The sequence below is a fragment of the Sinosporangium siamense genome (assembly GCF_016863435.1).
In the GTDB taxonomy this organism is placed as follows: Bacteria; Actinomycetota; Actinomycetes; order Streptosporangiales; family Streptosporangiaceae; genus Sinosporangium; species Sinosporangium siamense.
In genome coordinates this window covers 25,325-52,304 of record NZ_BOOW01000015.1, presented here as the reverse complement: position 1 = coordinate 52,304, position 26,980 = coordinate 25,325, and the positions used below count along the sequence as shown (strand labels likewise).

At 69.6% G+C, this 26,980-nt stretch carries 28 protein-coding genes; 16 read left to right on the top strand and 12 right to left on the bottom strand.

The genetic code is table 11. The annotated features are described in order from the left end of the window. Positions 1–233: 233 nt before the first annotated feature. The gene (locus tag Ssi02_RS12410; protein ID WP_239128846.1) at positions 234–1,847 is read right to left on the bottom strand and encodes a phytoene desaturase family protein; all 1,614 of its coding nucleotides are present in this window, start codon (positions 1,845–1,847) and stop codon (positions 234–236) included. A 417-nt stretch (positions 1,848–2,264) separates the two neighbouring features. On the opposite strand from Ssi02_RS12410, the gene Ssi02_RS12405 reads away from it, so the two are divergent. The 3 genes from Ssi02_RS12405 to Ssi02_RS12395 all read left to right on the top strand — a co-directional run bounded on the left by Ssi02_RS12405 (position 2,265) and on the right by Ssi02_RS12395 (position 5,913). Next, a complete protein-coding gene (locus Ssi02_RS12405; protein ID WP_204025040.1) occupies positions 2,265–3,200 on the top strand; it encodes a pseudouridine-5'-phosphate glycosidase in 936 nt (311 codons plus the stop codon). A gap of 15 nt (positions 3,201–3,215) precedes the next feature. Next, positions 3,216–4,148, top strand: coding sequence for a carbohydrate kinase family protein (locus tag Ssi02_RS12400; RefSeq protein WP_239128845.1), 933 nt, complete (start codon positions 3,216–3,218; stop codon positions 4,146–4,148). Positions 4,149–4,212: 64 nt separating this feature from the next. Next, positions 4,213–5,913 carry a hypothetical protein gene (locus tag Ssi02_RS12395; RefSeq protein WP_204025036.1) on the top strand — a complete coding sequence of 567 codons (1,701 nt, stop codon included), beginning with the start codon at positions 4,213–4,215 and terminating at the stop codon, positions 5,911–5,913. Positions 5,914–6,006: 93 nt separating this feature from the next. On the opposite strand, the gene Ssi02_RS12390 is transcribed toward Ssi02_RS12395, so the two are convergent. The 3 genes from Ssi02_RS12390 to Ssi02_RS12380 form a co-directional block, all read right to left on the bottom strand. Continuing rightward, a complete protein-coding gene (locus Ssi02_RS12390) occupies positions 6,007–6,447 on the bottom strand; it encodes a GNAT family N-acetyltransferase (protein ID WP_204025034.1) in 441 nt (146 codons plus the stop codon). Positions 6,448–6,575: 128 nt separating this feature from the next. Continuing rightward, complete coding sequence (locus Ssi02_RS12385) at positions 6,576–6,860, bottom strand: hypothetical protein (protein WP_204025032.1); 285 nt, start codon at positions 6,858–6,860, stop codon at positions 6,576–6,578. Then, positions 6,860–7,348 carry an ATP-binding protein gene (locus Ssi02_RS12380; protein WP_204025030.1) on the bottom strand — a complete coding sequence of 163 codons (489 nt, stop codon included), beginning with the start codon at positions 7,346–7,348 and terminating at the stop codon, positions 6,860–6,862. Before Ssi02_RS12380 ends, Ssi02_RS12385 begins: the two co-directional genes overlap by 1 nt. Positions 7,349–7,540: 192 nt before the next feature. Between Ssi02_RS12380 and Ssi02_RS12375 the strand changes: the two genes are divergently transcribed. Both Ssi02_RS12375 and Ssi02_RS12370 read left to right on the top strand, forming a co-directional pair. Further along, positions 7,541–8,389, top strand: coding sequence for a helix-turn-helix domain-containing protein (locus tag Ssi02_RS12375; protein ID WP_204025028.1), 849 nt, complete (start codon positions 7,541–7,543; stop codon positions 8,387–8,389). Positions 8,390–8,418: 29 nt separating this feature from the next. Beyond that, positions 8,419–8,658: a DUF397 domain-containing protein gene (locus Ssi02_RS12370; protein WP_204025026.1), complete on the top strand. Its 240-nt coding sequence runs from the start codon at positions 8,419–8,421 to the stop codon at positions 8,656–8,658. 161 nt (positions 8,659–8,819) lie between these two features. Here Ssi02_RS12370 and Ssi02_RS12365 read toward each other — a convergent pair whose 3' ends face one another. Then, positions 8,820–9,416, bottom strand: a complete 597-nt coding sequence (locus Ssi02_RS12365) for an SACE_7040 family transcriptional regulator (protein ID WP_373870127.1) — start codon at positions 9,414–9,416, stop codon at positions 8,820–8,822. A gap of 148 nt (positions 9,417–9,564) precedes the next feature. On the opposite strand from Ssi02_RS12365, the gene Ssi02_RS12360 reads away from it, so the two are divergent. The 4 genes from Ssi02_RS12360 to Ssi02_RS12345 all read left to right on the top strand — a co-directional run bounded on the left by Ssi02_RS12360 (position 9,565) and on the right by Ssi02_RS12345 (position 15,379). Next, complete coding sequence (locus Ssi02_RS12360; protein ID WP_204025021.1) at positions 9,565–11,154, top strand: carboxyl transferase domain-containing protein; 1,590 nt, start codon at positions 9,565–9,567, stop codon at positions 11,152–11,154. Between the two features lie 2 nt (positions 11,155–11,156). Further along, positions 11,157–13,142 (top strand): acetyl/propionyl/methylcrotonyl-CoA carboxylase subunit alpha, encoded by a 1,986-nt coding sequence (locus Ssi02_RS12355; RefSeq protein ID WP_275410658.1) that lies wholly within the window; start codon positions 11,157–11,159, stop codon positions 13,140–13,142. A 145-nt stretch (positions 13,143–13,287) separates the two neighbouring features. Then, on the top strand, positions 13,288–14,220 hold the full coding sequence (locus Ssi02_RS12350; RefSeq protein WP_204025017.1) for a hydroxymethylglutaryl-CoA lyase: 933 nt from the start codon (positions 13,288–13,290) through the stop codon (positions 14,218–14,220). A gap of 1 nt (position 14,221) precedes the next feature. Beyond that, on the top strand, positions 14,222–15,379 hold the full coding sequence (locus Ssi02_RS12345) for an acyl-CoA dehydrogenase family protein (RefSeq protein ID WP_204025015.1): 1,158 nt from the start codon (positions 14,222–14,224) through the stop codon (positions 15,377–15,379). A gap of 132 nt (positions 15,380–15,511) precedes the next feature. Here Ssi02_RS12345 and Ssi02_RS12340 read toward each other — a convergent pair whose 3' ends face one another. Beyond that, a complete protein-coding gene (locus tag Ssi02_RS12340; protein WP_204025006.1) occupies positions 15,512–16,627 on the bottom strand; it encodes a sensor histidine kinase in 1,116 nt (371 codons plus the stop codon). Between the two features lie 456 nt (positions 16,628–17,083). Between Ssi02_RS12340 and Ssi02_RS12335 the strand changes: the two genes are divergently transcribed. Beyond that, a complete protein-coding gene (locus Ssi02_RS12335) occupies positions 17,084–17,506 on the top strand; it encodes a hypothetical protein (protein ID WP_204025000.1) in 423 nt (140 codons plus the stop codon). Between the two features lie 18 nt (positions 17,507–17,524). Next, positions 17,525–18,214: a hypothetical protein gene (locus tag Ssi02_RS12330; RefSeq protein ID WP_204024999.1), complete on the top strand. Its 690-nt coding sequence runs from the start codon at positions 17,525–17,527 to the stop codon at positions 18,212–18,214. Positions 18,215–18,465: 251 nt separating this feature from the next. On the opposite strand, the gene Ssi02_RS38680 is transcribed toward Ssi02_RS12330, so the two are convergent. From Ssi02_RS38680 to Ssi02_RS12315, 3 genes are read right to left on the bottom strand one after another with little or no spacing between them, the layout of a single operon-like run. Beyond that, positions 18,466–18,606 (bottom strand): HAMP domain-containing protein, encoded by a 141-nt coding sequence (locus Ssi02_RS38680; protein ID WP_239128844.1) that lies wholly within the window; start codon positions 18,604–18,606, stop codon positions 18,466–18,468. Further along, complete coding sequence (locus Ssi02_RS12320) at positions 18,603–19,058, bottom strand: hypothetical protein (RefSeq protein ID WP_204024992.1); 456 nt, start codon at positions 19,056–19,058, stop codon at positions 18,603–18,605. Before Ssi02_RS12320 ends, Ssi02_RS38680 begins: the two co-directional genes overlap by 4 nt. After that, positions 19,055–19,306 (bottom strand): helix-turn-helix domain-containing protein, encoded by a 252-nt coding sequence (locus tag Ssi02_RS12315; RefSeq protein ID WP_204024990.1) that lies wholly within the window; start codon positions 19,304–19,306, stop codon positions 19,055–19,057. Before Ssi02_RS12315 ends, Ssi02_RS12320 begins: the two co-directional genes overlap by 4 nt. 31 nt (positions 19,307–19,337) lie before the next feature. Between Ssi02_RS12315 and Ssi02_RS12310 the strand changes: the two genes are divergently transcribed. Then, positions 19,338–19,745, top strand: coding sequence for a DNA-binding protein (locus Ssi02_RS12310; RefSeq protein ID WP_204024988.1), 408 nt, complete (start codon positions 19,338–19,340; stop codon positions 19,743–19,745). A gap of 7 nt (positions 19,746–19,752) precedes the next feature. Here the strand turns inward: Ssi02_RS12310 and Ssi02_RS12305 are convergent, their stop codons facing one another. Then, on the bottom strand, positions 19,753–20,004 hold the full coding sequence (locus tag Ssi02_RS12305; protein WP_204024986.1) for a hypothetical protein: 252 nt from the start codon (positions 20,002–20,004) through the stop codon (positions 19,753–19,755). A 47-nt stretch (positions 20,005–20,051) separates the two neighbouring features. After that, complete coding sequence (gene pgeF, locus Ssi02_RS12300; protein ID WP_373870126.1) at positions 20,052–20,822, bottom strand: peptidoglycan editing factor PgeF; 771 nt, start codon at positions 20,820–20,822, stop codon at positions 20,052–20,054. Between the two features lie 153 nt (positions 20,823–20,975). On the opposite strand from pgeF, the gene Ssi02_RS12295 reads away from it, so the two are divergent. The 3 genes from Ssi02_RS12295 to Ssi02_RS12285 are packed head-to-tail and all read left to right on the top strand — an operon-like array spanning position 20,976 to position 23,338. Beyond that, a complete protein-coding gene (locus Ssi02_RS12295) occupies positions 20,976–21,509 on the top strand; it encodes a PadR family transcriptional regulator (RefSeq protein WP_204024984.1) in 534 nt (177 codons plus the stop codon). Next, positions 21,502–22,479, top strand: a complete 978-nt coding sequence (locus Ssi02_RS12290; RefSeq protein ID WP_204024982.1) for an ATP-binding cassette domain-containing protein — start codon at positions 21,502–21,504, stop codon at positions 22,477–22,479. The genes Ssi02_RS12295 and Ssi02_RS12290 overlap by 8 nt, the downstream gene beginning before the upstream one ends. 4 nt (positions 22,480–22,483) lie before the next feature. Further along, complete coding sequence (locus tag Ssi02_RS12285) at positions 22,484–23,338, top strand: ABC transporter permease (RefSeq protein WP_204024974.1); 855 nt, start codon at positions 22,484–22,486, stop codon at positions 23,336–23,338. 94 nt (positions 23,339–23,432) lie between these two features. On the opposite strand, the gene Ssi02_RS12280 is transcribed toward Ssi02_RS12285, so the two are convergent. Further along, complete coding sequence (locus tag Ssi02_RS12280; protein ID WP_204024972.1) at positions 23,433–24,491, bottom strand: hypothetical protein; 1,059 nt, start codon at positions 24,489–24,491, stop codon at positions 23,433–23,435. Between the two features lie 251 nt (positions 24,492–24,742). Between Ssi02_RS12280 and Ssi02_RS12275 the strand changes: the two genes are divergently transcribed. Then, positions 24,743–26,956 carry a thiamine pyrophosphate-dependent enzyme gene (locus Ssi02_RS12275; protein WP_204024970.1) on the top strand — a complete coding sequence of 738 codons (2,214 nt, stop codon included), beginning with the start codon at positions 24,743–24,745 and terminating at the stop codon, positions 26,954–26,956. Positions 26,957–26,980 lie beyond the last annotated feature (24 nt).

Sequence of the window (26,980 nt, the reverse complement as noted above, 5' to 3'; positions counted from 1 at the left end):
GCGCAGGCCCTACGGTGCGATCCGGCCACCACACGAGGCGCCCTTCCGGCATCGAAGGTGACATGGGTCCGGCGACGGCGGTCGGCACCCACATCACGATGTGGCGGTCTGCGGCAGCGCCGTATCCCCGGTCCTCGATGACACCGCCCCCCGGATCACCGGAGCGCAGGCGCAGGAGGTCATGCCGGGTCGGGTGATCCGGCATGACCTCCTGAGACGATCAAAGGCGACGGTCAGCTCCGCCCGAGCACCGCCATCGCCGCGTTGTGGCCGGGGATGCCGCTGACGCCGCCGCCGCGGCGGGCGCCCGCGCCGCACAGGAGGATGCGGTCGTAGCAGGTCTCCACGCCCCAGCGGCCCTCGTCGGCGGAATGTTCGGCGAAGGGCCAGGTGAGGTCCTGGTGGAAGATGTGACCGCCGGGGAGGGCCGCCTCGGTTTCGAGGTCCACGGGGGTCTTGGCCTCGATGCACGGAGCGCCGGACGGGGTGCGCAGCAGGCAGTCCTCGATCGGTTCGGCGAGGACCGAGTCCAACGAGGCCAGGGTCGCCCGCAGGGCCGCCTCGCGGGCGCCCTCGGGGTCGGCGCGGAAGAGCCGGGCGGGCATGTGGAGGCCGAACAGGGTCATGGTGTGGGCGCCGGCGGCCCGCAGTCCGGGGCCGAGGATCGACGGGTCGGTCAATGAGTGGCAGTAGACCTCGGCGGGCGGCAGCGCCGGGATCCGGCCCGCCGCCGCCTCGGCGAGGGCGGCGGCGAGGGCGGCCTCGCCCTCGTTGATGTGGAAGGTGCCGCTGAACGCCTCCTCGGGGCGCACCGCCGGGTCCTTCAGCCGGGGCAGGCGCGAGAGCACCATGTTGACCTTGAGCTGAGCCCCCTCGGGGGCGGGACCGGCAGGTCGCTCTCCGAGCAGGCCGGCGAGTACGGCGGGCGGCGTGTTGACCAGGATCCTGGCGGCCCGGACGGTGTGCTCACCCGGGGAGGCGGGCTCCGCCGTACCGGATCGTCCGAAGTCCGCCGCACCGGGCACGTCGCGGAAGGTGACCTCGCCGCCGGGGTCGACGGCGAGCACCTCGGCGCCGAGGCGGATGTCGGCGCCGGCCGACGCGGCGGCCTCGGCGAGGGCGGCGGTGACGGCGCCCATGCCGCCGACCGGCACGTTCCACTCGCCGGTGCCGTCGCCCACGACGTGGTAGAGGAAGCACCTGTTGGCGAGCAGCCCGGGATCGCCGGGGTCGGCGAAGGTGCCGATGAGCGCGTCGGTGAGCACGACGCCGCGCACGGTGTCGTCGGTGAAGCGCTCGGCCACGACCTCGCCGACGGGGCGTTCGAACAGGTCGCGCCACGCCGTGTCGTCGGCCAGCGTCTCCCGCAGTGCCGTACGGCTCGGCAGGGGTTTGAGGAGGGTGGGGGCGAGGCGGCGGGCGGCGCGGCCGGTGAGGTCGTAGAAGGATCGCCAGGCGTCGAGGTCGGCGGTGCCGCCGGTGACGTTCCTGAAGGAGTCGGCGGTGCGGGCGTCGTCGCCGGCGTCGACCAGCAGGCCGGTGGCGCCCACGGGGGTGTAGGAGGAGATGCGGCGGCGGCGGAGTTCGACGCCGAGGCCGAGGTCGCGGACGATCTTGCCGGGGAGGAGACTGACGAGGTAGGAGTAGCGCGACAGGCGGGCGTCGACGCCGGGGAACGCCTGGGTGGAGATCGCGAGGCCGCCGGCGTGACCGAGGCGTTCGAGCACGAGGACACGCCGCCCGGCCATCGCGAGGTAGGCCGCCGCGACCAGCCCGTTGTGCCCGGCTCCGACGACGACCACGTCGTATCGCACGTTGAGGACCTCCTCGACGACCTTGCCCGGCACGATACAACGAACCAGACATTTTTCACGAGAGGTGACGAGATGCCGGAAATTCGCCATCGCCGGTAGCCTGCTCATTTCGGCCCGCGCAACGGGCCGATCGGCTCGCGGCCGGGAGCGGCGCGGCGGTGTTCCCCTGATGGGGACCTCCTCCGGCGCGTTCCGGACCGCGTCTCGCAGCTCAGGGGCCTGGCGGGCCCGGAACGGAAGCGGTGGTCTGCAACGTTCCAGCCACCGGAGCCCAAGCCCGCCCGCCGGAACCACCCGGGCGGGCGGACAAGCCCGGCAGGTGATGAAGCCCGGCGGGCGGAGAAGCCCGGCGGGCGAACAAAGCCCGACAGACACACAAGCCCGACAGACACACAAGCCCGGCGGGCGGAGAAAACCGACGTCGAAGACCCGAGGGGAACGAAGCATCCGATGACTACGACCGGCCGTCCTTCCGCCGCCGTCCGCCCGTCCGAGGAGGTGGCCGACGCCCTGTCGCGGGGGCTGCCGGTGGTGGCGCTCGAGTCCACGATCATCTCCCACGGCCTCCCCCAGCCGCGCAACCTCGAGGTGGCGCTGGAGCTGGAGGAGATCGTACGGCGGGGCGGCGCGGTGCCGGCGACGATCGCCGTGCTGGACGGCGTCGCCCGCGTCGGGCTGGACCGCGCGGACCTTGAGCGCATCGCGACCGAGCCGGGCCTGCGCAAGCTCGGGCAGCGCGATCTCCCGGTCGCGGCGGCGCTGCGGGCGAGCGGCGCGACGACGGTGTCGGCGACGTCGTTCCTCGCGGCGCGGGCGGGTGTGCGGGTGTTCGCCACGGGCGGCCTCGGGGGTGTGCACCGGGCCTGGACGCAGGACCAGGACGAGTCGGCCGACCTCGACACGCTGAGCCGCACCCGGATCACCGTGGTGTGCGCCGGGGTCAAGTCGATCCTCGACGTGCCCGCGACGCTTCAGCGCCTGGAGACCCGCGGGGTGTCGATCGTGGGTTACCGCACCGGCGAGTTCCCCGGCTTCTACCTGCGCACCTCGGGGCAGCCGCTCGACTGGCGCATCGAGTCCCCGGCCGAGGCGGCGGCGATCATGCGGGCGCAGGACGCCTTCGGCGGCGCCGAGACCGCGCTCATCGTGGCCAACCCGGTGCCCGAGGCCGATCAGCTCGACCCGGCGCTGCACGACCGGGTCCTGGCCGAGGCGCTCGCGGAGGCCGACCGGCAGGGGGTCACGGGACAGGCGATCACGCCGTTCCTGCTGGACTTCCTGGTGCGGGGTACGGCAGGCGCCTCTTTGGACGCGAATCTCACCGCAGTGCGCGGAAATGCTGCCATCGCCGCTCAAATCGCTTCATACTGGTCCAAGGAGCACTGAGAAGGCGTGGCCGGTATGGGTCTACTCGTCATTGGCGACGTCGTCACCGACGTTGTGGCGCTACATGAGACACCGGTCGCGACTGGCACCGACACCGCGGCCGACATTGTGCTGCGCCCAGGAGGGTCGGGTGCGAACACCGCGTCGTGGGCCGCCCACCTCGGCGCCGACGCCCGCTTCCTCACCCGCGCCGGATATGACACCGGTGCCTGGCACCGGGCCGAACTGCTGCTCGACGGGGTGCGCCCGCATATGCGGATGGACCCCGACCACCCCACCGCCGTCGTCATCGCGATGGTCGACGCGCGGGGCGAGCGCTCGATGCTCACCAATCGCGGTGCCGGGGGGCGCATCGGCACCGAGGACTGGAGCGACGACCTGCTCGACGGAGTGGGCCATCTGCACTTGTCGGGATATACGCTGTTTGCCGAACCCGGTTTGCACCTCGCCAGGAAAGCCCTGGCGGAGGCGGCCAGACGGGGGGTGACGATCAGTGTGGACCCCGCGTCGGTAGGCTTTCTACACGAGTTCGGACCCGGGCGATTCCTGCGCGAGACCGCCTCAGCCAAACTGATCATCCCCAACCTGGACGAGGCTCTGCTGCTCACCGGCGAAGACGACGCCGGGCGGGCCGCCGAGTCGCTCAGCATGACCTACGGCGCGGCCGCCGTCAAACGCGGCCCCGACGGAGCCCTGCTCGCCAGAGACGGCCGCGTGGTGGCGACCGCCTTGGGCACTCCCGTGGAGGTCGTCGATTCCACGGGAGCGGGTGACGCCTTCGCCGCCGGCTTCCTGACCGCGCTGCTCGGCGGGGCGGGAGATGAGGAGGCTCTGACCGCAGGTTGCCGGGCTGGAGCCGACGCAGTCGGGCTGGTCGGCGGCCGGCCGCGCGTCCGCCGTACGCCAGGTTTGGGCTCCAACCAGCTTTACCCAATTGACACCGATTGATAACTTGCCGCGTAGGCTGCACCATTAGCCACATGCGTCACTCTGGGGAGGTTGCGGTCCACCGATGGACGCCGAGTCATCGATCTGTTTGAGCGACCTGGTTCCAGCCCTGCGCTGGAGCCGGCCCCAGCAGGTCGCCGAAGTGCTGGCCGACCCACGCCTGCCCGCCGGCTGGTGGGCATCCGTGGGGATCTCGCGTGCGCTCGGCGCCGCCGGGATCGACTGGGTCTCCGAGCGGCTGGCTCGGTTGTGCGTCTCACGATGGGAGCATCTCCCGCTGAGCGATCTGCTCCCCGCCGTCCAGGTGCACACGGTCGACCCCGGTCTGCCCGCCTGGCCGGAGCCTGCCCGGTCCATCGTCACCGGGCTCGGCGGCTGGGGCACGTTGCGCAGGCTGACGCCGGGCGACCTCGCCGCCGGTGAGCCGGAGGCGGTCGTCGCCGCCGTCTTCCACGAGGTGCTCAGCCAGCTCCCCGCCCTCAAGGACCCCGTGCCCGAGGACGGCAAGGCGGCCCCGGCCGAGCCTCAGCCCGCCGCCAAGGACGAGGCCGCGCACGTGGCCCCCGTGCTGCCGCTGCCGAGGCGCGAGAACAGGCCCACCCACGAGGTCGAGGTCGTGCACCCGTCCGCGCCGAAGGCTCAGCCGCCGGCGCCCGCCGTGCCGCCTCAGCCGCCCGCCCCCAAGGTGCCGGTCACCGTCGAGTATCCGCTCGTCGGCGTGGTCGACAGCCTCTTCCGCTCCTTCAAGACGCTTGAGCAGGCGGTCGCGGTCGAGCGGCTCTTCGCCGCCGACCCGGTCAGCCTGCGCGCCCTGGCGCACCGGCTCGGCGTCGAGCGCGACATGCTCTCGATCGCCCAGCGCACCGCCGAGGAGCGGGTGCTCCTGTGGCTGCGGTCGCCGGAGTCGTCGGCGGTCACCGGCCACCTGTTCGCGATGAACGAGTGGCTCGGGTCTGCCGCCACCGAGGAGCAGTTCATCGGCGCGGACCCCGCCCACCCGGTCGAGGTGCCCATCCTGCGCACGCCGCTGTGGCGGGTGCTGGTGGCACTCATGCACGACCGCAGATCCCAGGACGGCTGGCTCGTCGTGGGCGACCTGCAGGGCATGCGGGAACGCACGCGGGCACTGATCGCGAACGGCCCGGCCGACCGCGAGGACATGCTGCAGATGCTCGACAGGGAGCTCGGCATCCGGGCCCACTCGGCGGCGGCGTGGCTCGACTCGCTGCCCGCCGGCGAGCCCATGGCAGGTCCCGGCGTGCTTCCCGGGCAGCCGCCCGCGCCGCTGCCCCGCCGCACCCCGGGTGTCAACGGCCACCACCACCGCAGCGGCCAGGCGGTGCCGGTCACGGGCGGCATCGACCCGACCGCGGCGCTCGCCACGCTGTCGGCGCTGTCGGGCAACAACGGCCGCTCGCACATGATGCGCGGTCAGCGTCCCGGCGCGCCGTCGGTGCCGCCGCCGCTGAACTCCAACCCCTCCTCCGACCCGCGGAGGTGGCAGCGCATCGAGGTCACCAGCGAGCACCTGCGGGGCGAGCCGGTGGCCGTGCCCGAGAACTACGCGGCCCAGCTCGGCATGCGCCCCGGCACGCTGCTGTCGGTGACCGGCCCCGGCGACAACGCCGTGGTGCTGGTGTGGCGCGACCGGCAGCCGGTGTTCGACTCGCTCCAGCCCGTGCTCATGCGTCTCAACGCGCGGCCGGGCGACCAGGTCTATGTGACGGTGGACGGCTACCGCCTGGACGCGCAGCTCACGAGCTGACGCCCCGGCATATCGCACGGCATAAGGAAGGGCGGCCCGGTGATCGATCACCGGGCCGCCCTTCCTTATGGTGCGAGAGCCCCTCACCGGCCGTCAGGCGCTCCGCAGGACCTTCCTGTAGTACTTCGCGGACTCCTCGTAGCCGAGGGCCTTGTAGAACTCGGGTGCGCGGCGCGTGGCGAGCGCCACATAGCCGGCCTGCCTCGACCGGGCCCACCGCTCGAACTCCTCAAGCAGTGCGCGGCCCAGGCCTTGGCGCCGGTAGTCGTTCCTGATCATTGCCTCCTCCACCCACGCCACACACCCGTTGGCGAAGAGCGTGAGGTGGGCATATCCCAACAGGTAGCCCCGGACCTGACCGTCGACGATGGCGGTGAGGATCACCGCGTCCTCATCGGCGAGAAGCCTGGGCAGGGCGGCGTCGAAAGCGGACCGCTCGGGCCTGAACGTGAGCCCGAACTCCCTTGCCAGACTGAAGATCTCGTCGGCGTCCGCCTTCTCGGCCCTGCGGATGTGAAAGTCCTGAGAAGTCATGCAGCGTGTCCTTGGTCATGCCGCGACATACGACCTCCGTTGATCGACACGGGGTTTCCGCCGAGTATCGCGCGCCGCTCCCTCCTGCGCCAGAGCGGGGGTCGGAAAACACCGCGATCGCGGGGGTCTCAACGCATCCGGCCGGCCAGCAGAGCAGACCAAACCTCCCGCACCCGCCGGCTGCCCCACCGGTCGGTCTCGGCCACGGCGACCTGCCGCCCGCGGCGCTTGGTGCGCCGCACGAACCCGACGCCGCCGCTGAAACACAGCTCATAGACGATCGCCCGGCACTCGCAGGTCCACTCCCTGACGCGCACCCGCTCACCCGCGCGGGTTGGAATGTGCCAGCTCAGCTCCTCGCATTGATCGGCCGGGCGGGTGACGTGCAGATTGCCGCGATGGAGACCGGCCATCAGGGCTTGCGCTCCCCGAGCTCGCACCAGACCACACGCCGCGCGCCGTGCACGCAGGTGCCCCACCGGTCGGCGATCCGGTCCACGAGCAGCAACCCGCGCCCGCCTTCTCTCTCGGTGCCGGCGTCACGCACCCGGGGCGCCGACGTCGTGCTGCCGTCGTCGATCACGTCGACCCGGACGACGCCGTCGCGGTGGAGGACGGTGAGGGTGACTTTGCCGTACGGCTCGCGCCCGGAGGCGGTGTGCAGCACCGAGTTGGCCAGCAGCTCCCCCACCAGCAGCAGTGTGTCGTCCCAGACGTCGGGGCACACGCGGGAGGCGAGGAACGCGCCGACGCGGCGGCGGGCGAGGGGGACGGAGGCGACCTCGCCGCCTAGCTCCAGTCTCATCAGGGTGCTCGGAGACCTGTGCGCCGCGGCGTGTGGAGGGTCGTCCTCCTCGGCGTTTAGCTCCACCGATGGCGTGCTGCATGCGTTCGCGGTCATCCGCTCCCCACCCCAGAGTAACGAGCCGTACACTCAGAGCATGCATCGACGCTGATTCGCCCGCAAGAGGATCAGCAATTTGCGCAGAGATTTGCTCTCGGGCCAAATGATCGAACGTCGCCGAGGGTGAGGGAGCCGCTACCCTTGGCCAAAGCCGATCAATAAACGACGCGCGGGCCGGGGAGGCGATGCATGACACGAGAGACCAGTCCCACGGTCCGCAGGCGGCGCCTGGCCTCGGAGCTGCGCCGGTTGCGGGAGCGCGCCCACATGACCATCGAGCAGGTGGCCGAGCGGCTCGGCTGGTCCGCCACCAAGGTCTCACGCATCGAGACCTCCCGGGTGGGCGTCGCCCTCCGCGACGTCGGATTGCTGCTCGACCTTTACGCGGTCGAGGGGGCCAAACGCGAAGAGTTGCTCGACCTGGCGAGGGACGCCCAGAAAAAGGGGTGGTGGCATGCTTTCGGGGATATTCCCACTGAATATGCCGCATACATTGGCTTAGAGGCGGAGGCCGCCTCCATGCGGAGTTTCGCACCTCAAGTAGTGCCCGGTCTGCTGCAGACCGAGGCATATGCGAGGGCGATCATCCGCTCCGGCCTGGTGATCTCCCCGCAGGGCGAGGTGGAGCGGCGGGTCGAGGTGCGCATGGAGCGCCAGCGCCTGCTCTGCCAGGACGACGCGCTGCGACTGTGGGCCATCCTCGACGAGGCCGCCATCCGGCGCGACATCGGCGGGGGCGAGGTGATGCGGCCACAGCTTGAGCACCTCCTGCAATTGACAGACCACCCAAATGTCACCATTCAGGTGCTGCCGTTCTCGGCCGGAGCCCATCCGGCAACAAATGGAGCGTTTGAAATTCTGGAGTTTCCCGAGCCTGCTGACCCCGACGTGGTCTTCGTGGAAAACTTGACGGGCAGCCTCTATATAGAGCGCGAGACTGACATATACCAATATGCGATGATTTTTGACCACCTTCGGGCTAGGGCGGCGGACCCCGACGAAACTCGGCGTCTCATCGCTCTGGCCGCCGGCCACTAGTGGCCGGCCTTCAGGAAAGGAGGCGCGGGATGACTGCGTCTGAGTCAACCGTCATCCGGTGGCGCAAGAGCTCGTGGAGCGCCAACGGCCAAAACTGCGTCGAGGTCGCCGCCGTCGCGGACGGCGCCCAGTCCGACCACGTCGTCTACCTCGTCCGTGACTCCAAGGCGCCCGACGGGCCGCAGCTCCACTTCTCCCCCTCCGAGTGGGAGGCCTTCCTCGGCGGCGTCAAGGCCGGCGAGTTCGACCCCCACAGCCTCGGCAACTGACCCTTCGACTCGGCCGCACCGATCCTTCGGCACGGCCGACCGAAACCGGCACCCGCACGGCGGCATCCGTGCGGTGCCGTCGGCAAGCGGCACAGTAGACGACCAGCGTGTATGACAACCGGCGATCAACCCACACCCATCGCCGGTAAGTCACCCCGAGGTTAGCGTCCACTAACAATCGCCGCGAACGCCGCCCTGGCCATGCGATGGAGCAGAGGCGCCATGGTCTCGTGCGGAACCTCGCCCGCGCTGTGCGGCGTCGAGTTGAGCAGCCCGAAGACCGCGTGCGTGGCCGCGCGCAGATCCGCGGCCGGGCACGCCGGGTGCAGCTCCGACAGCACCGTCACCCATTCCTCGGCGTAAAGCCGCTGCAGGCGGCGGATCGCGCGCCGCTGCGGCTCGGCCACGTTGCCCAGCTCGCGGTCGTGCACGGTGATCAGCGCGGGGTGTGACAACGCGAAGGCGATCTGCCCCTGGATCAAGGTGTCGAGCATCTCGTCCGGCGTGCCCGTGCCGGTCACGACCTGCGCGCCCGCGGATCGCAGCCGCTCGCTCACGTCCAGCAGCATCTCCGCCAGCAGCGCGTCCTTACCGCTGAAATGGCGATAGAGCGCCGGGCCCGAGATCCCCACGGCGCTCCCGATGTCCTCGATCGACACCCCGTGGAAGCCGCGCGCCGCGAACAGGACGGCGGCGGCTTCGAGGATCTCCGTACGGCGCGAGCCTCGATTGCGGGTAGAGGTCCGGATAGAGGTCACGAGAGGCATGGTAGACGAATCAGTTAATGATGACTAACATCCACAGGGTAGTTAGCCGTCATTAACAGAAGCCGGGCGGGCGCCGCCCGCCCGGAAGATCGCACGAGGGAGTGCACGACATGGTCGGCAGGCCGAGGCGGGTGATGGCATGAGTGCGGTTCCCGTGCTCAGGACCTCCGTCGACCCAGGCGGCGAGGGCTTCAAGCACAACGCCGAGACCAATGAGCGGCTCGCCGCCGAGCTGCGCGACCGGCTCGCGACCGCCGCGGAAGGTGGGCCGGAGCGGGCCAGGACGCGGCATGTGGAACGTGGCAAACTGCTGCCGCGCGACCGGGTGAACACCCTGCTCGACCCCGGCTCCAGATTCCTGGAGTTGTCCCCGCTGGCGGCCACGGGCATGTATGACGACGACGCCCCCGCGGCCGGGATCATCACCGGGGTGGGCCGCGTCAGCGGCAGGGAGTGTGTGGTCGTCGCCAACGACGCGACCGTCAAGGGCGGCACCTACTACCCGATGACGGTGAAGAAGCACCTTCGCGCGCAGGAGGTGGCTCTGCACAACAACCTGCCCTGCGTCTATCTGGTCGACTCCGGCGGCGCGTTCCTGCCCCGGCAGGACGAGGTCTTCCCCGATCGCGAGCATTTCGGGCGCATCTTCTACAACCAGGCCACCATGTCGGCCCGCGGCATCCCGCAGATCGCCGCGGTGCTCGGTTCGTGCACCGCGGGTGGCGCCTACGTCCCGGCGATGAGCGACGAGGCGGTGATCGTGCGCAACCAGGGCACGATCTTCCTCGGCGGCCCGCCGCTGGTGAAGGCCGCGACCGGCGAGACCGTCACCGCCGAGGAGCTCGGCGGCGGCGACCTGCACGCCCGCGTCAGCGGCGTCACCGACCACCTGGCCGACGACGACGCCCACGCCTTGTCGATCGTGCGGAGCATCGTCGCGACCCTCGGCCCCCGGCCCCCGCGCCCGTGGGAGGTCACAGTGCCGGAGGAGCCCCTGCACGACCCGCGCGACCTCTACGGTGTGGTCCCGGCCGACACCCGCACGCCGTACGACGTGCACGAGGTGATCGCACGCGTCGTGGACGGCAGCAGGTTCCTGCCCTTCAAGGCCGAATACGGCCACACGCTGGTCACGGGCTTCGCTCACATCCACGGGCACCCCGTGGGGATCATCGCCAACAACGGCATCCTGTTCGCCGAGTCCGCCTTGAAGGGGGCGCACTTCATCGAGTTGTGCGACCGCAGGAGCATCCCGCTGGTCTTCCTGCAGAACATCAGCGGCTTCATGGTCGGCAAGGCCTATGAGGCCGGCGGCATCGCCAAGCACGGCGCGAAGATGGTGACCGCGGTGTCGTGCGCGCGAGTGCCGAAGTTCACGGTGCTGATCGGCGGATCGTTCGGCGCCGGCAACTACGCGATGGCCGGGCGGGCCTACTCCCCCCGCATGTTGTGGATGTGGCCCAACGCCCGCATCTCGGTCATGGGCGGGGAGCAGGCGGCCAACGTGCTGGCGACCGTACGGCCCGCCGGGGCCGGCGACGAAGAGGACTTCAAGGCCGGCATCCGCGCGCAGTACGAGTCGCAGGGCAACCCCTACTATTCGACGGCCAGGCTCTGGGACGACGGGGTCATCGACCCGCTCGACACCCGCACGGTGCTGGGCCTCGCCCTCTCGGCGGCGGCCAACGCGCCTCTCGACCCCATCGGCTATGGCGTTTTCCGGATGTGATGATGTTCGACACCGTATTGATCGCCAACCGGGGCGAGATCGCCGTCCGGATCATCCGGACCCTGCGGCGGCTCGGCATCCGGTCCGTGGCGGTGCACAGCCCCGCCGACGCCGACGCGGCGCATGTGCGGGCGGCCGACACGGCAGTGCTGCTCGACGGCCCGCTCGGCTACCTCGACGGGGAAGCCGTTTTGCGTGCGGCGAAGGACACCGGGGCTCAAGCCGTACACCCCGGTTATGGGTTCCTCGCGGAGAACGCCGGGTTCGCCGGCCGGTGTGCCGACCAGGGCGTGGTCTTCATCGGGCCGCCCGCGAGCGCCATCGAGGCGATGGGCGACAAGATCCGGGGCAAGGAGACGGTCGCGGCAGCCGGGGTGCCGGTCGTGCCCGGCGGGGCCGAGCCGGCCGACGACCTGATCGAGGCAGCCGGGCGAGTCGGGTTTCCCGCGCTGGTCAAGCCGTCGGCGGGCGGCGGCGGCAAGGGCATGGTGCTGGTGCGCTCCGCCGCCGAACTCCCGGCCGCGCTTGAGTCGGCACGCCGTACGGCCGCCGCCGCCTTCGGGGACGACACGCTGCTGATCGAGCGTTTCGTCGACAGTCCGCGGCACATCGAGATCCAGGTGCTGGCCGACACCCGCGGCAACGTCGTGCACCTCGGCGAGCGCGAGTGCAGCCTGCAGCGCCGCCATCAGAAGATCGTCGAGGAGGCGCCCTCGCCGCTCCTCGACGCCGGAACCCGGGAGCGCATGGGCGCGGCCGCCGTCGAGGCGGCGCGCGCGGTGGGCTACGTCGGGGCGGGCACCGTGGAGTTCATCGTCCAGGGCTCGACCGCCGACTACTACTTCATGGAGATGAACACCCGGCTCCAGGTCGAGCACCCGGTCACCGAGCTCGTCACCGGCCACGACCTGGTGGAGCTCCAGCTCCGGGTGGCGGCGGGCGAGCCGCTGCCGTTCCGCCAGAGCGACGTGCGGCTCGACGGCCACGCGGTCGAGGCCCGCGTCTACGCCGAGGACCCGGCGCGCGGGTTCCTGCCCACCGGCGGGCGGGTGGTGCTCCTGCGCGAGCCGGACTCGGTGCGGGTCGACTCCGGCCTGGTCGAGGGCGGGGTGGTCGGCAGCGACTACGACCCGATGTTGTCCAAGGTGATCGTCTGGGGGCCCGACCGGGCGAGCGCGCTGCGGCGCCTGTCCTTCGCCCTGGCCTCGGTGTCGATTCTCGGCGTCACCACCAACATCGCGTTCCTGCGCCGCCTCGTCGAGCACCCTGCCGTGATCGCGGGCGACCTCGACACCGGCCTGGTCGAGCGGATCTCCCCCGAGGTGGTGCCCGACGCCGCCGCCCCCGCCGACGCGGTGATCGCCGCGGCGCTCGTGTTCCACCAGGCCCTCGTGCCCTCCTCCCCCACCGACCCGTGGGACGTGCCCGACGGCTGGCGCCTCGGCGCGCCCGCGTGGACCACGTGGCGGATCGAGGCCCCCGGCGGAGTCGCCGACGTCGACGTGAGCGGCGTCCCCTCCGCAGGAGCACGCGTACGGCTCTCGCCCGGCGGCCCCGTCCGCCACGCCCGCGTGCACCACCACGGCGACGACCTGCGCGTGACCCTCGACGGCACGACCCACCGCTTCACCGCCCGCCGTGACCGCGACACCCTGTGGCTGGGCGGCGAGGGCGCCGCCTGGCCGTTCACGCCGCACCGGCCAGGCGACCCCGAAGACCTCGCCTCGGGCGGCGGCGCCGGCTCCGGGGTGATCCGCAGCCCCATGCCCGGCACCGTGCTGGTGGTCAAGGCGGGCGTCGGTGACGAGGTCGCCGAGGGGCAGGCGCTTTTGATCGTCGAGGCCATGAAGATGGAGCACACGGTGACCGCGCCCGTCGCGGGCGTCGTGCGGGAGCTCACCGTCCGGGTGGGGCAGGCGGTCGACATGGACGCGGTCCTGGCGGTGGTGGAGGCCCCGGCCGGCGATCATGTGGGGGCGGGGTCATGAGGCTTATGCCGTACTCCGCGCCAGTGGCAAGCCGTGTGGACCGCGGGCGTGCGCGGGTTGGCATGGGTGGGGCAGATCTGGCGCGGGTACTGCTGTTTAGCTCGAACTATGAGGACATTCATGCCCGATTGGCAGGGGAGGCGTGATGCGCGAGCCGTACACCGTGAAGGCCGAAGGCTTGCCGGACGAGGTGACGATCTACGAGGTCGGGCCGCGTGACGGGTTGCAGAACGAGCGGGCCGTGGTCCCGGTGGAGGTGAAGGCGGAGCTGATCTCCCGCCTGGCCGCCGCAGGACTGAGCGTCATCGAGGCGACCAGCTTCGTGCACCCTAAGTGGGTGCCGCAGCTCGCCGACGCCGAGAAACTGCTCGCGTCGATGGAACGTGTGCCCGGTGTGCGCTACCCCGTGCTGGTGCCGAACGAGCGCGGCCTCGACCGGGCGCTGGCCCACGGGGTGACCGAGATCGCTATCTTCGGCAGCGCCACCGAGAGCTTCGCTAGGCGCAACCTCAACCGCACCGTCGACGAGTCGCTCGCGATGTTCGAACCCGTCGTCACGCGCGCCCTCGCCGAAGGGCTGCGGGTGCGCGGTTATCTGTCGATGTGCTTCGGCGACCCCTGGGAGGGGCCGACGGCGATCGAGCGCGTCGTCGAGATCGGCGGGCGGCTGCTCGAACTCGGCTGCTACGAGCTGTCCCTGGGCGACACCATCGGCGTCGGCACCCCCGGCCACGTCACCGCCCTGCTGCGCGCCTTCGGCACCGCGGGGATCGGCACGTCGCGCCTCGCCGTACATTTCCACGACACCTACGGCCAGGCCCTCGCCAACACGCTGGCCGCCCTGCGCGAGGGCGTCACCGTCGTCGACAGCTCGGCCGGCGGCATCGGCGGCTGCCCTTACGCCATGTCCGCCACCGGCAACCTCGCCACCGAGGACCTCGTGTGGATGCTGCACGGCCTCGGCGTGCGCACCGGGGTGTCCCTCGAACCACTCGTCGAGACCAGCGTCTGGCTGGCCTCGCGGCTGGGCCGTCCCCCAACATCACGGGTCGTTCAGGCCCTGGCCAAGGAGAACTAGGATGCACCGGCTCAACGACGACTACGAGGCCCTGCGCAAGACCGTCGAGGAGTTCGCCCGCGACGTCGTGGCCCCGGTCATCGGGGACTACTACGAGCGGGGCGAGTTCCCCTATCCGATCGTGCGGCAGATGGGCGCGATGGGCCTGTTCGGCCTGCCGCTGCCCGAGGAGCACGGCGGCATGGGCGGCGACTACTTCGCGCTCTGCCTGGCGCTTGAGGAGCTGGCCCGCGTCGACTCGTCGGTCGCCATCACCGTCGAGGCCGCGGTCTCCCTGGGCGCGATGCCGCTCTACCGGTTCGGTACGGCAGAGCAGCGTGAACGCTGGCTGCCGAAACTGGCCGCGGGCGAACTGCTTGGGGCGTTCGGCCTGACCGAGCCCGGCGGCGGCTCCGACGTGCCGGGCGGCATGCGCACGACGGCCAGGCTGGAGAACGGCGAGTGGGTGATCAACGGCACCAAGGCGTTCATCACCAACGCGGGCACCGACATCACGGGCTTCGTCGGCGTGGCGGCCATCACGGGCACACGCGACGACGGCAAAAAAGAGATCTCCACCATTTTGGTGCCTGCCGGCACCCCTGGCTTCACCGTCTCCAAGAAGTATTCCAAGGTCGGCTGGTCGGCTTCCGACACCCGGGAGCTGTCCTTCGACAACTGCCGCGTGCCCGAGGAGAACCTCCTCGGCACCCGGGGAAGGGGCTACGCCCAGTTCCTCCAGACCCTGGACGAAGGCCGCGTCGCCATCGCCGCCCTCTCGGTCGGCCTCGCCCAAGGATGCGTGGACGAGTCACTACGCTATGTGCGCGAACGCGAGGCCTTCGGGCACCCGATCGGGCATTACCAGGCCATCCAGTTCAAGATCGCCGACATGGAGGTCAGGACCCACACGGCCCGCCTGGCCTACTACCACGCCGCGGAGAAAATGCTCGCCGGCGAACCCTTCAAACGCGAGGCCGCCATCGCCAAACTGGTCAGCTCCAACGCCGCGATGGACAACGCCAGGGAGGCCACCCAGATCTTCGGCGGCTACGGCTTCATGAACGAATACCCGGTCGGCCGCTTCTACCGCGACGCCAAGATCCTGGAAATCGGCGAGGGCACGAGCGAGGTCCAACGTATGCTGATCGCTCGGGAACTGGGACTTAACTCTCTGTAGGTTTTGGTGCCACGGCCTCGTTTCCCTGGGGAACGAGGCCGTTCGGAAAACGGATCATGTTCGTCGAAGTGTTGTACTACCCCGCTCTCCCAGGGGCGCCGAGCCCGGGGGCGGGTGACGAACGCCCCTTGATCAGGGGAATTGAACCGTCACCGTGAGGCCGCCGTCTGGGCCGGGTTGGGCGTTTACGGCGGCGTTGTGGGCTTTGGTGATGGAGCGGACGATGGACAGGCCGAGGCCGTGGCCGGTGGTGCCGATGCGGTCTTGGCCCAGGCGGCGGAAGGGCTCGAAGAGGTCGTCGATCTGGTCGGGGGCCACCGGACGGCCGGTGTTGGTGACGGTGAGCGTACGGCCTGCCAAGGTGACCTGGACCCGGCCCCCGGGGCGGTTGTACTGGATGGCGTTGCCGATCAGGTTCGAGACCAGGTGGCGCAGGAGGACCGGGTCGCCGGACAGGCGGAACGGGCCGCCGGCAGACGTGTGAAGCTTCAGGTGCTTCTCTTCGGCTGCGGGGCGTAGTCCGGCGGCGGTGGTCGCGGTGATCTCGGCCAGGTCGACGGGTTCGGTCTCCTCCAGGCCGCGGTCGCTGCGGGCGAGCAGGAGGAGCGAGGCGATGAGCTGTTCGGCCTCGCGGTTGGTGGTCAGCAGGTCGTCGCGGACCTCGGCGAGGTGGGCGGGCAAGGGGTCGGCGAGACCGACCTCGATGCCGGCGCGTTGCGCGGCGAGCGGGGTGCGCAGTTCGTGGGAGGCGTTGGCGACGAAGCGGCGCTGGCTGTCGAAGGCGCGCTGGAGCCGGTCGAGCATGGTGTCGAAGGTGTCGGCGAGGCGGTGGAGTTCGTCGTCAGGGCCGGAGAGGGCCAGGCGCTCGTCCAGGTTCATGTCGCTGATCCGGCGGGCGGTGTCGGTCACGGCGGCTACCGGCCGCAGCGCCCGGCCGGCCGGCCACCAGCCGATCAGTCCGGCTAGGAAGGCCATGATGACCAGTCCGACGCCGGACCACAGGAGCATCTGCTGCAGGGCGGCGTCCTGCACCGCCTGCACAGTGGTCTCCACTTTGCGAACGGAGACGCCGAAAGCGCGGCCGCCCGACGGCGGCGGCCCGCCTTCCCCCGTCCGCCCGAAGGTATCGAGAAGCGGACTCACCGGCGAGACGGTGCCGTCGAACGGTCCGTCGAAGGGCAGTGTCTCGATGCCCTCGACCTGCTGGGCTGTGCCATACCTCGCGAGGATCACGACGAAGGCCAGCAAGCTTGCTCCGGCCAGGAGGAACAGGGGTGCTGAAGGCGACCGCGAGCCGGGTCCGGAACGCCGCCTGCCTGTGGGCCGGACTGGGGGTTTCGCGGCACCTTCACCAAGGCCCTGCGCGGTGAACTGCCCCTGCCCCTCACGCCGTCGGCGGGATCGCGCAACCCGTTCGAGGGGTACATGCTGGCCCGCCACATGGATGGGCTGCCCACCGGCGTCTACCACTCCGCCGGCCGCGACCACTGCCTGCAGCCGACGGGGGGCCCGGCTGGACACCTCGTTCGGGTGGATTTCAGGTTGCAATGCCCGAGATTTTGCAGCCGGGTAGGCTCAACGATTTTTGCAACGGGTTTGGCGACATGATTCAGGCTCGTGTTGGCCTGGAAAACACCCGCCTACAGGAGTTGCGTAAGGAAGGAAAGCTTTAGAGAATGCCCTTCTTCGAGTACCATACTCGCTATGATTGAGGCGATCTTCCCATCTATTGCATTGTTCGGACCACCGGTTTTCGTCATTTCCATGGCGATCTTAACTGCTAAGGTGGTCAGCTTGGCCGGCTCGGGGGCGACGAGGGCCTCGCGTCTTTGGCGCATGCTATGTCTTTTCTTCGCCTGTATTGCCGGGCTCACGTACTCGATCGGGGTCTGGACGGGAGGCTTCTTCTCACTTCGTCCGACATACGAGCAATGCGGCTTGGGCGCCACCGATGAATCTCTACGTCTCGACTACGGTCCGCTTCCGCTCACTAACACATGTAAATGGCTGGATGGCCGCCACATCGAGTTGGTGCCGGCATTTGTCAATCCGGTCTTCTTTGCCGCGATCGCCGTGGCGACGGCATGCGGGATAACTGCCGCAATCCTTCGTCGTGCCGATTCTTGATTGGAAGGGGTTTTGGCGGTGAGTAATGATCTGGAAGGCCTAACACGCAGGCGATTTGTTAGTACTCTAGGCGCCCTGGCGGTTGTCTCCACTACGCTAGTACACCTGCCCGATAACGCCTATGCCGCCGTACCCGTACTCGGCGGACCGAACGGGCCTACCTCCGAGAACGGGTGGCCAATTATCGACGGCAAGAGTTTAAAGCCCATGGCGCTGCAGGGATCCGATGCAACGGTCACTGTTGTCTCCGGGGCAGTTGCCACGATCCTGGAGCACGTCCTTCGGCGATTTCACTATGAGATCGACACGCTTGGTGCGGAAGAGGTGTACAGCCATTCCGACAAGGTAACCGGCGGCGTTGCATTCGAGTCCAACTACCAATCCGGTACTGCCGTGGCGATCCGGCCCACCGTATATCCAGTCGGAGTCGCCGGAGGTTTCTTTCCTAACGAACTTCTGATTATCAGAGACATCCTTGCTGAATGCGACGGCGTAGTGTCGTGGGGAGGAGATGATAGACGTAATCCCAAGGAGGGGCATTTTCAGATCGACGTTCCGCCCAGAAGTCACTTACTCGGGAAGGTGGCTCGAAAGTTTGACCAATGGGACATCGCATCCAGAAAGGGGGCCGGCTTTGAAGTGGATCCCTTCGCTCCTGACAGACTTGCCGCGGCTGCAGAGCTCAAAGCCAAACAGGCTCCAGAGTAGCACTCTAGACCTGGAAACTGCGATGCTTGTTGCGTCATCGGCTTCGTCTCCATTCTGGGCTGCCTACATTGAGGGTCTGCGCTAATCTTTGATTAATGTCCCTTGGGGACTTCATCACCTACAAGGTCTCTCCAATGAGGAGAGGCGTCAGAGCTGACACTTGCCGCAGGCGCGTTTCACTCCTCCACCATGTCGCCCTGTCCCTAGACCTATGAGCAAGGGCTAGCCCTGATCGACTCGGTTCCGCTGCTTCAGGTAGCGAAGGCGCGCTGGAGCCGGTCGAGCATGGTGTCGAAGGTGTCGGCGAGGCGGTGGAGCTCGTCGTCCGGGCCGGTGAGGGCCAGGCGCTCGTCCAGGTTCATGTCGCTGATCCGGCGGGCGGTGTCGGTCACGGCGGCGACCGGCCGCAGCGCCCGGCCGGCCACCAGCCGATCAGTCCGGCGAGGAAGGCCATGATGACCAGTCCGACGCCGGACCACAGGAGCATCTGCTGCAGAGCGGCGTCCTGCACCGCCTGCACAGTGGTCTCCACTCTTCGGACGGAGACACCGTCGAAGGCGAGACCGTTGTTGCCCAGCGGTAGCGGCCCGCTTTCCCCCGTCCGCCCGAAGGTGCTGAGAAGCGGGCCCACCGGCGAGGCGGTGCCGCCGAGCGGGCCGTCGAGGCGTTGTGTGTCGATGCCTTCGAGCTGCTGGGCTGTGCCGTACCGGGCGAGGATCACGACGAAGGCCAGCAAAGCCGCTCCGGCCAGGAGGAACAGCGTGCTGAAGGCGACCGCCAGCCGGGCCCGGAACGGCAGCAGGGACAGGGCGCGGCGCGGGTCTAGGATGCCGGGCGGCCTCACCGCAGCGGGCCGGGTATGCCGTGCAGCAGGTAGCCGAGGCCGGTGTCGGCGGTGATCGTGTCGGGGCCGCCCAGCTTGCCGCGCAGCCGGCTGATGGTGGCGCGCACGGCGGTGGTGCGCGGGTCCATGTGCTCGTCCCAGATGGTGCGGACCAGGTCACGGTGGGTGACGTGCCGGCCGCGGGCTTCGAGGAGCAGCTGGAGTACGGCGAACTCCCTGGGGGTGAGGCTGACGGGGCACCGGTCCACGTGGACCTCTCACCTGGTCCGGTCCAGGGTGATGCCCCCATGGTGCAGCACGACCGCGCGTGAGGTCGCAGCCCTGTTCCGGATCGCCGACCGCCACGCATCCAGCCCGCAACTGCGCTCCCGCCAGGTGCACCCGGACATGCTCGCCTCGCACGAGGCCGTACGGCTCGTTGCCTTCCTGCTGTCAGGTGCGACCACGATCCAGGACGGCGAAGCGGAGGTGGACCAGGCCGACCTGGTGGCCGCGCTGACCCTTCTCCCGCGGGTCCGCGCCGAGTTCGACGCCTTGGAAGCCGATGTGCTGAAGATGGCTCGGGGGCGCAGCATGACCTGGCAGGAGATCGCCTTCGGCCTCGGCCTGGGCAGCCCGCAGGCCGCCCGCCAGCGATACGAACGACTCACCGAACGCGCCGTCCCCGACCACATCACCGGACTGTAGCCGCGCGCTACTGCCAGGTCGCGGTGTCGGGGTCGATGCCGTGGGCGCGCGCGCTTTCGTCGACGATTGAAGCCGAGCGTTCGGCGTATTGCAGCCACTGCGTCGTGTCGCCGTGGCGCTGACGGGCTTGGACGGGCCAGTCCGGGTTCCACTGGGGGTCGATGATCGCGGCCTGCTGCTCGCCGGTCGGCAGCAGGCCGCGCTCGTGGGCGTCGATCATCCGATCCAGTCCGGCGCCGAGCCGACACTTCAGCCTCACGCAATGTGAGGGTCAAACCGGGTCCGTGAGTCTCGCCCTACCCCAGGTCAGGGCTCCAGCCAGACGTACCCCGCGAAGCGGCCCGTGGTCCGGTCGCGGCGGTAGGAGTAGAGCTCCGGGGACTCCATCGTGCACCGGGCGTCGTGCTGGACGGCGGGAAGGCCGGCCCGCCGGAGTTGGGCGGCCACCCCGGCGCGGACGTCCAGGGCGGGGGTGCCCTGGCGGGTGGTGGCGTAGGTCTCGGGGATGGCGGCGGCGACCTCGGCGCGCATTTCGGCGGGCACCTCGTAGCAGCTGCCGCAGGCCGACGGGCCGATGAGCGCGGTCATGCGGGCGGGGTCGGCGCCGCGGGCGGCCATGGCCTCGACGAGGGCGGGGACGACGCCGAGGAGGGTGCCGGGGCGGCCGGAGTGGGCGGCGCCGACGAGGCCGGCGGCGGGGTCGGCGAGGAGGACGGGCACGCAGTCGGCGACGAGGGCGGCGAGGGCCAGGCCGGGGCGGTCGGTGAACACGGCGTCGAGGGCGGGCACGTTGTCGTCCGGGAAGGGCTCGGTGACGTAGCGCACGTCGCGGCCGTGCACCTGGCGCATATAGACGACGTGGCCGGGGTCGACGCCGAGGTCGCGGGCGGTGATGCGGCGGTTGGCGCGCACGGCGGCGGGGTCGTCGCCGACGGCACCGCCGAGGTTGCGCGTGTCGTACGGCGGAGCACTGGTGCCGCCGGCCCGGCCGGTGACGGCGGCCTTGGCTCGCCCGCCGAGGGAGACGACGGGGAGCGGCGCCAAGGGGCCGGGCCGGTGCTCGGTGTCTGCCGCCACGTGCCGTTCCTTCCGGTGGAGCTCTGGTCTGCGAGACCCACGCTATACCGCACCCCCCACCTCACGATCATCACATGTCTGACTTGTACGGCATTGCCGTACCAAACATCTAGATATATCGTTAACGTATCTAGATAGTTGAGGGGAAGAACGATGGAGACACACCACCCGCCTTGGGCGGGGGGGCGGCCCTACGAAGGGCATCCGGGCCGGGGGTTCGCCCCGCGTGTGCGGCGGGGAGATGTGCGGGCGGCGCTGCTCTTGCTGCTGTCCCCGGACAGACATGAGGCGCGCAACGGCTACCAGCTCATCCAGGAGATCGAGGACCGCAGTCAGGGCGTGTGGCGGCCGAGCCCCGGCTCGGTGTATCCGGCGCTGCAGCTCATGGAGGACGAGGGCCTCGTCACGACCGTGGGGACCGGCGGAAGCCGCGCCTACCTGCTGACCGAGCAGGGCCACAGCTATGTGCGCGAGCGGGCCGAGGAGCTCGGGGCGCCCTGGGCCGAGGTGGCGCGCTCGGTGCCCGACGAGATGCAGGAGCTGCGGATGTTGTGGGGGCAGGTGAGCCAGGCGTTCCTCCACCTCACCCACATCGCCGACGCCACGCAGTTGGAGGCGGCCAAGAAGCTGCTGATCACCACACGCAAGTCAATTTTCACCATCCTGGCGGAGGGCGACGATGAGTGAACAGACCGCGGTCTCTGTGGAGGGGCTCAAGAAGTCGTACGGCAAGGTCGAGGCCGTCAAGGACGTCAGCTTCACCGTCGCCCCAGGCGAGGTCTTCGGGTTCCTCGGCCCCAACGGCGCGGGCAAGACCACCACGATCAGCATGTTATGCACCCTGACCACGCCCAGCGGCGGCTCGGCGCGGGTCGCGGGGCGGGACGTCGTGCGCGAGCGTGACGAGGTGCGGCGGAACATCGGGCTGGTGTTCCAGGACCCGACGCTCGACACCAACCTCACCGCGGTGCAGAACCTGAGGTTCCACGCGGAGTTGTACGGCGTGCCCAAGGCGAAGATCGCGCCGCGCATCCAGCAGGTGCTGGAGATGGTGGCGCTGTGGGACCGCAAGGACAGCAAGGTGATCACCTTCTCCGGCGGCATGAAGCGCCGCCTGGAGATCGCGCGGGGGCTGCTGCACTCGCCCCGGGTGCTGTTCCTGGACGAGCCGACGATCGGCCTGGACCCGCAGACCCGGGCCGCCATCTGGGGATACATCCACGAGCTGCGCCGCGCCGAGAACATCACCATCTTCATGACGACGCACTACATGGACGAGGCGGAATACTGCGACCGCATCGCGATCATCGACCACGGGTCGATCGTCGTGATCGACTCCCCCGAGGCGCTGAAGGCGAGCGTGGGGCGTGACCGCGTCCGTATCTCGACCGGCGACAACGACGGCGCGGTGGTGGCGCTGCGCGACCGGTTCGGGCTGGAGGCGTCGGTGAGCGAGGGCGAGGTGACGTTCGCCGTGGAGGGGGGTGAGGAGTTCGTGCCGCGCCTCTTCGCCGAGCTCGGCCTGCCGATCAAGTCGGTGAGCGTGTCGCGGCCGTCGCTCGACGACGTGTTCATGTCTTACACCGGCACCTCGATCCGCGACGCCGAGGCGGGCGCGGCCCAGGTGAACTCATGGATTCGGCACGTTCGGAGGTAGGACCATGGTGATGGAGGTGGCCGAGGTACGCACCCCGGGGATCGGGGTCGCGCACAACCTGCGTGCCGTGAAGGTCGTGGTGCACCGGGAGGCACTGCGTTTCCTCGACGACCGCTCCCGGATGATCTCGACGCTGATTCAGCCGGTGTTGTGGCTGTTCGTCCTGGGCACGGGTTTCGGCACCCTGGTGCAGGGCGCCATCCCCGGGATCGACTACCGGACGTTCATCTACCCCGGCATGATCTCCATGACGGTGATGACGACGGCGATGTTCTCGGCGGGGTCGATCGTCTGGGACCGGGAATACGGGTTCCTCCGCGAGATGCTGGTCGCGCCGGTGAGCCGGGGCGCCATCGTCACGGGCAAGTGCCTGGGCGGGGCGATGGTGGCGACGCTTCAGGGGGTGGTCGTGCTCGCGCTGGCCGGGCTGGTCGGCGTGCCGTACGACCCGGTGCTCATGGTGTCGCTGCTCCTGATGATGTTCCTCACGGCCTTCACGGTCACCGCGTTCGGCGTGCTGGTCGCGGCCAAGATGAAGGGCATCACGGCGTTCTTCGCGATCGTGCAGATGGTCATGATGCCGATGTTGTTCCTGTCGGGGGCGATGTTCCCGCTGGCGAACCTGCCGGCCTGGCTCCACATCCTGACGACGATCAACCCGCTCACCTACGCGGTCGATCCGCTGCGGCAGTCGGTCTTCTCCCATCTGGACCTGCCCGCGGAGGTCTCCGCCGTACTCAACCCGGGGGTGCAGTGGGCGGGGTGGCAGGTGCCGGTGGCGCTGGAACTCGGGCTGGTGGCGGTCACCGGGCTGATCCTGCTGATGGCCGCGGTCGCGCGCTTCCGCAAGGGCGACTGACATGAGAGGGCGGCCCGGATGCGTGGGCATCCGGGCCGCCTCACCGTGCCCGCCAGGCGGGTACGGCAGTGCCGCGAGCGGTGCTACGCGGAGGTCAGCGCCTGACCTTCACGTAGTCGCCCTTGCTCCTTGAGTCGAAGGTGTCGGAGTCACCGTCGAAGTAGAACCGCCAGGTGCCGGACTTGTAGGCGCGGGTCGAGGTGCGGACCTTGCCGCTGCCGGTGGACCAGGCGCTCTTCACGTAGCGCCACTTGGAGCTGCCGTAAGGCTTGAAGTGAACCTCGACCTTGCCGCGGTAGCCGTCCCAACCCCACTCGTCGTCGACCTGGAGCGTGCCGACGAGCCTGACATACCGGCCGTAGCGCACCGGCTCGGGAGAGGCGTTGAACTTGACGATCCGGGTGTCGGCGGGCTCGGGCTCCGGCTCCGGCGGGGGAGCCGGACGGGAGACGTCGATGCGGTCGGCGTCGCTGACCGACTTGTGAGCGCCTTCCTTGCCGTTGAACTCGGCGCGCCAGTAACCGGAGGACCACGTCTTCACGTGGGCCTTGAACCAGCCGTTGTGGCCGCTGGTCGTGGTGGCGACCTTCTTATAGAGGTCGCTCCCCTTCTCACGGAAGGAGATGTCGACCGACTGGCCGCTCCAGCCTTCCCACGCCTTGCCCCAGTTGATCTGCAGGGCGCCGGTCGCGGTGAGCGTGCCGCCCTTGCGGACGTTCTCGGGAGAGGCGTTGAAGTCGACGATTCGCGTGTCGTAGACATGGCGAACCTTGACCTCATAGGTGCTGGAGGTGCTGGTGCCGACGGCGCTGGTCGCCACCACCTTGTACTTCCAGTCACCGGCCTTGTGGTCCTCGCGGGTGAACTTGTACTGCGCGGACCACTTGTTGCTGCCGCCGTTCGTCGCCGCCACATCGGTGCTGTTACCGCTGGGCGAGGTCAGAACGACCTTGGCGTTGGTGGCGCCGGCCTCGAAGCCGAAGGTCGCCGTGGCGCCGGACGAGCTGTCCACCACCACGGGGTTCGGGTTCACGCCTACTTTGGAGATATCAGGACCGGGACTGGTCTGACTCGCCGACGCCGCTGGCGTCATCGCGAGCGCGCCCGCGCCCATCGCCGTGACCACGACGATGGCTCGGAAGCGTTGCAACATGGGGTGTCATCCTTCCCCTACGGTTCCAACGCGGCATTGAGGGTGCCACGTCCTTCCTTCAAGTAGACGTAAAAATGTAGTAAACGGTTGGGAGATCTGACAAACAGTCAAATAAGTATGTCGACAACATCGTTTGTCAAGATCGAAGGCGGTACGGCGAGCATCGCTCCCACACAACCGGGCGGCGAAGCCCCGCCCTGAGTGGGCCAGGGTCGGGACGCCGGACCTCTCGCAGCGACATAATCGGGCATGTGGCGCGCGACAGTGTTGAGACACATTTCCTCGAAGCCGTGGAGGCGTTGACCCCGGGTGTCCGCCGAGACCCCGCCCTCCCCGTCAGAGACGGCACCGGCCTGACCGGGGCGCGGTGCCGCGAACTTTTCGAACATCAACTCGGCAGCAGAATCCTGGACGTCGCCGCACGGTGGCTGCGCGCACAGGGGCAGGGCTTCTACACGATCGGATCCTCCGGCCACGAGGGCAACGCCGCCGTGGCCGCCGCGCTCAGGGCAACCGATCCGGCTCTCCTGCACTACCGCTCCGGCGCCTTCTACCTCACCCGCTCCGCCATGGCGGGCCGCCTCCCCGAGGAGGGGCTGCGCGACGTACTGCTGGGCCTCGCGGCCACCGCCGAGGAGCCGATCGCCGGCGGCAGGCACAAGGTGTTCGGCCACCCCGATCTGGCGGTGATCCCGCAGACGTCGACCATCGCCAGCCACCTGCCCCGGGCGGTCGGCGTGGCCTTCGCGATCGAGCGCGCGGCCAAACTCGGCGTGCCCGGTGCCTGGCCGGACGACGCGATCGCCGTGACGAGCTTCGGGGACGCCTCGGTCAACCACGCCAGCGCGCTCACCGGCTTCAACACCGCCGCTTATGCGGCCTACCAGGGCATGCGGCTCCCGCTCCTGCTGGTGTGCGAGGATAACGGGCTCGGCATCAGCGTGCGCACGCCCAAGGGGTGGGTGGAGGCGGCCCGCCATCCGGCTCTGCCGTACTTCTCGGCCGACGGGTGCGATCTCGCGGACGCCTGCGACGTGGCGCGGCGGGCGGTCGAGCATGTGCGCACCACCAGGTCGCCCGCCTATCTGCACATGCGCATGGTCCGGCTCGGGGGGCACGCCGGTTCGGATGTCGAGTCCGGCTATCGCACCCGGCGTGAGATCGTCGCCGACCTGGAGCTCGACCCGCTGCTCGGCACCGCGCGGCTGCTGGTGGAGGCCGGGGTGGCGACGCCCGGGGAGCTCGTCCACTGGTACGAGACCACCCGCGAGCACATCCTGAAGATGGCGATGGAGAGCGCCCGGCGCCCCAAACCGGTCAGTGCCGAGCAGATCATGGCTCCCCTGTCGCCGCGCAGCCCCGGCAAGGTGGCCGCCGCCGCATCGGTGGCGGCGGAGCAGCGGGCCAGGCTCAAGGTGTTCGGGGAGTTGCCGGAGGCCGAGGGCCGGTTGACGCTCTCGCAGGCGATCAACCGCACGCTGGCCGACGCCATGCTCGCCGACCCGGGCATCCTGGTCTTCGGTGAGGACGTCGCGCGCAAGGGCGGGGTATACGGCGTGACCCGCCGGCTGCAACGGCGTTTCGGCGGTGAGCGGGTCTTCGACACCCATCTGGACGAACAGGCCATCCTGGGCCTGGCCCTGGGCGCCGGGGTGTCGGGGCTGCTGCCGGTGCCGGAGATCCAATACCTCGCCTACCTTCACAATGCTCTCGACCAGATCAGGGGCGAAGCGGCGAGCCTGTCGTTCTTCTCGCAGGGAGCGTTCCGCAACCCGATGGTGGTCCGGGTGGCCGGGCTCGCATATCAGAAGGGATTCGGCGGGCATTTCCACAACGACAACGCCGTGGCCGCCCTCCGCGACATCCCCGGCCTGGTCGTGGCCGCCCCCGCCCGCCCCGACGACGCCGCCGCCATGCTGCGCACCTGCCTGGCCGCCGCGCGGGTGGACGGCACGGTCGGTGTCTTCCTCGAACCCATCGCCCTTTACAACACGCGTGACCTCTTCGAAGAGGGGGACAACGGCTGGCTCGCGCCGTACATCCCGCCGGCGCGGTGGGCGGAGACGCACGTGCCGATCGGGCGGGCGAGGAGCTATGGCGACGGCCGCGACATCGCCATCGTCACCTTCGGCAACGGTGTGCGCATGAGCCTGCGCGCCGCGGTGCGGCTCACGTCCCAGGGGTACGGCTGCCGCGTGCTCGACCTGCGCTGGCTGCGCCCGCTGCCGATCGAGGACGTGATGCGCGCGGCCGAGTTGACGGGCAAGGTGCTGATCGCCGACGAGACCCGGCGGACGGGCGGGGTGTCTGAGGGCATCATGGCCGAACTACTTGACGCGGGCTTCAGCGGGCAGATCGCCCGGGTGGGCTCGCGGGACAGCTTCGTGCCGCTCGGGCCCTCGGCCGGGCACGTGCTGCTGTCGGAAGCCGAGATCGAGGAGGCCGCGCGCAAACTGCTCGGCTGACCACCTCATACACCTTGTACATCG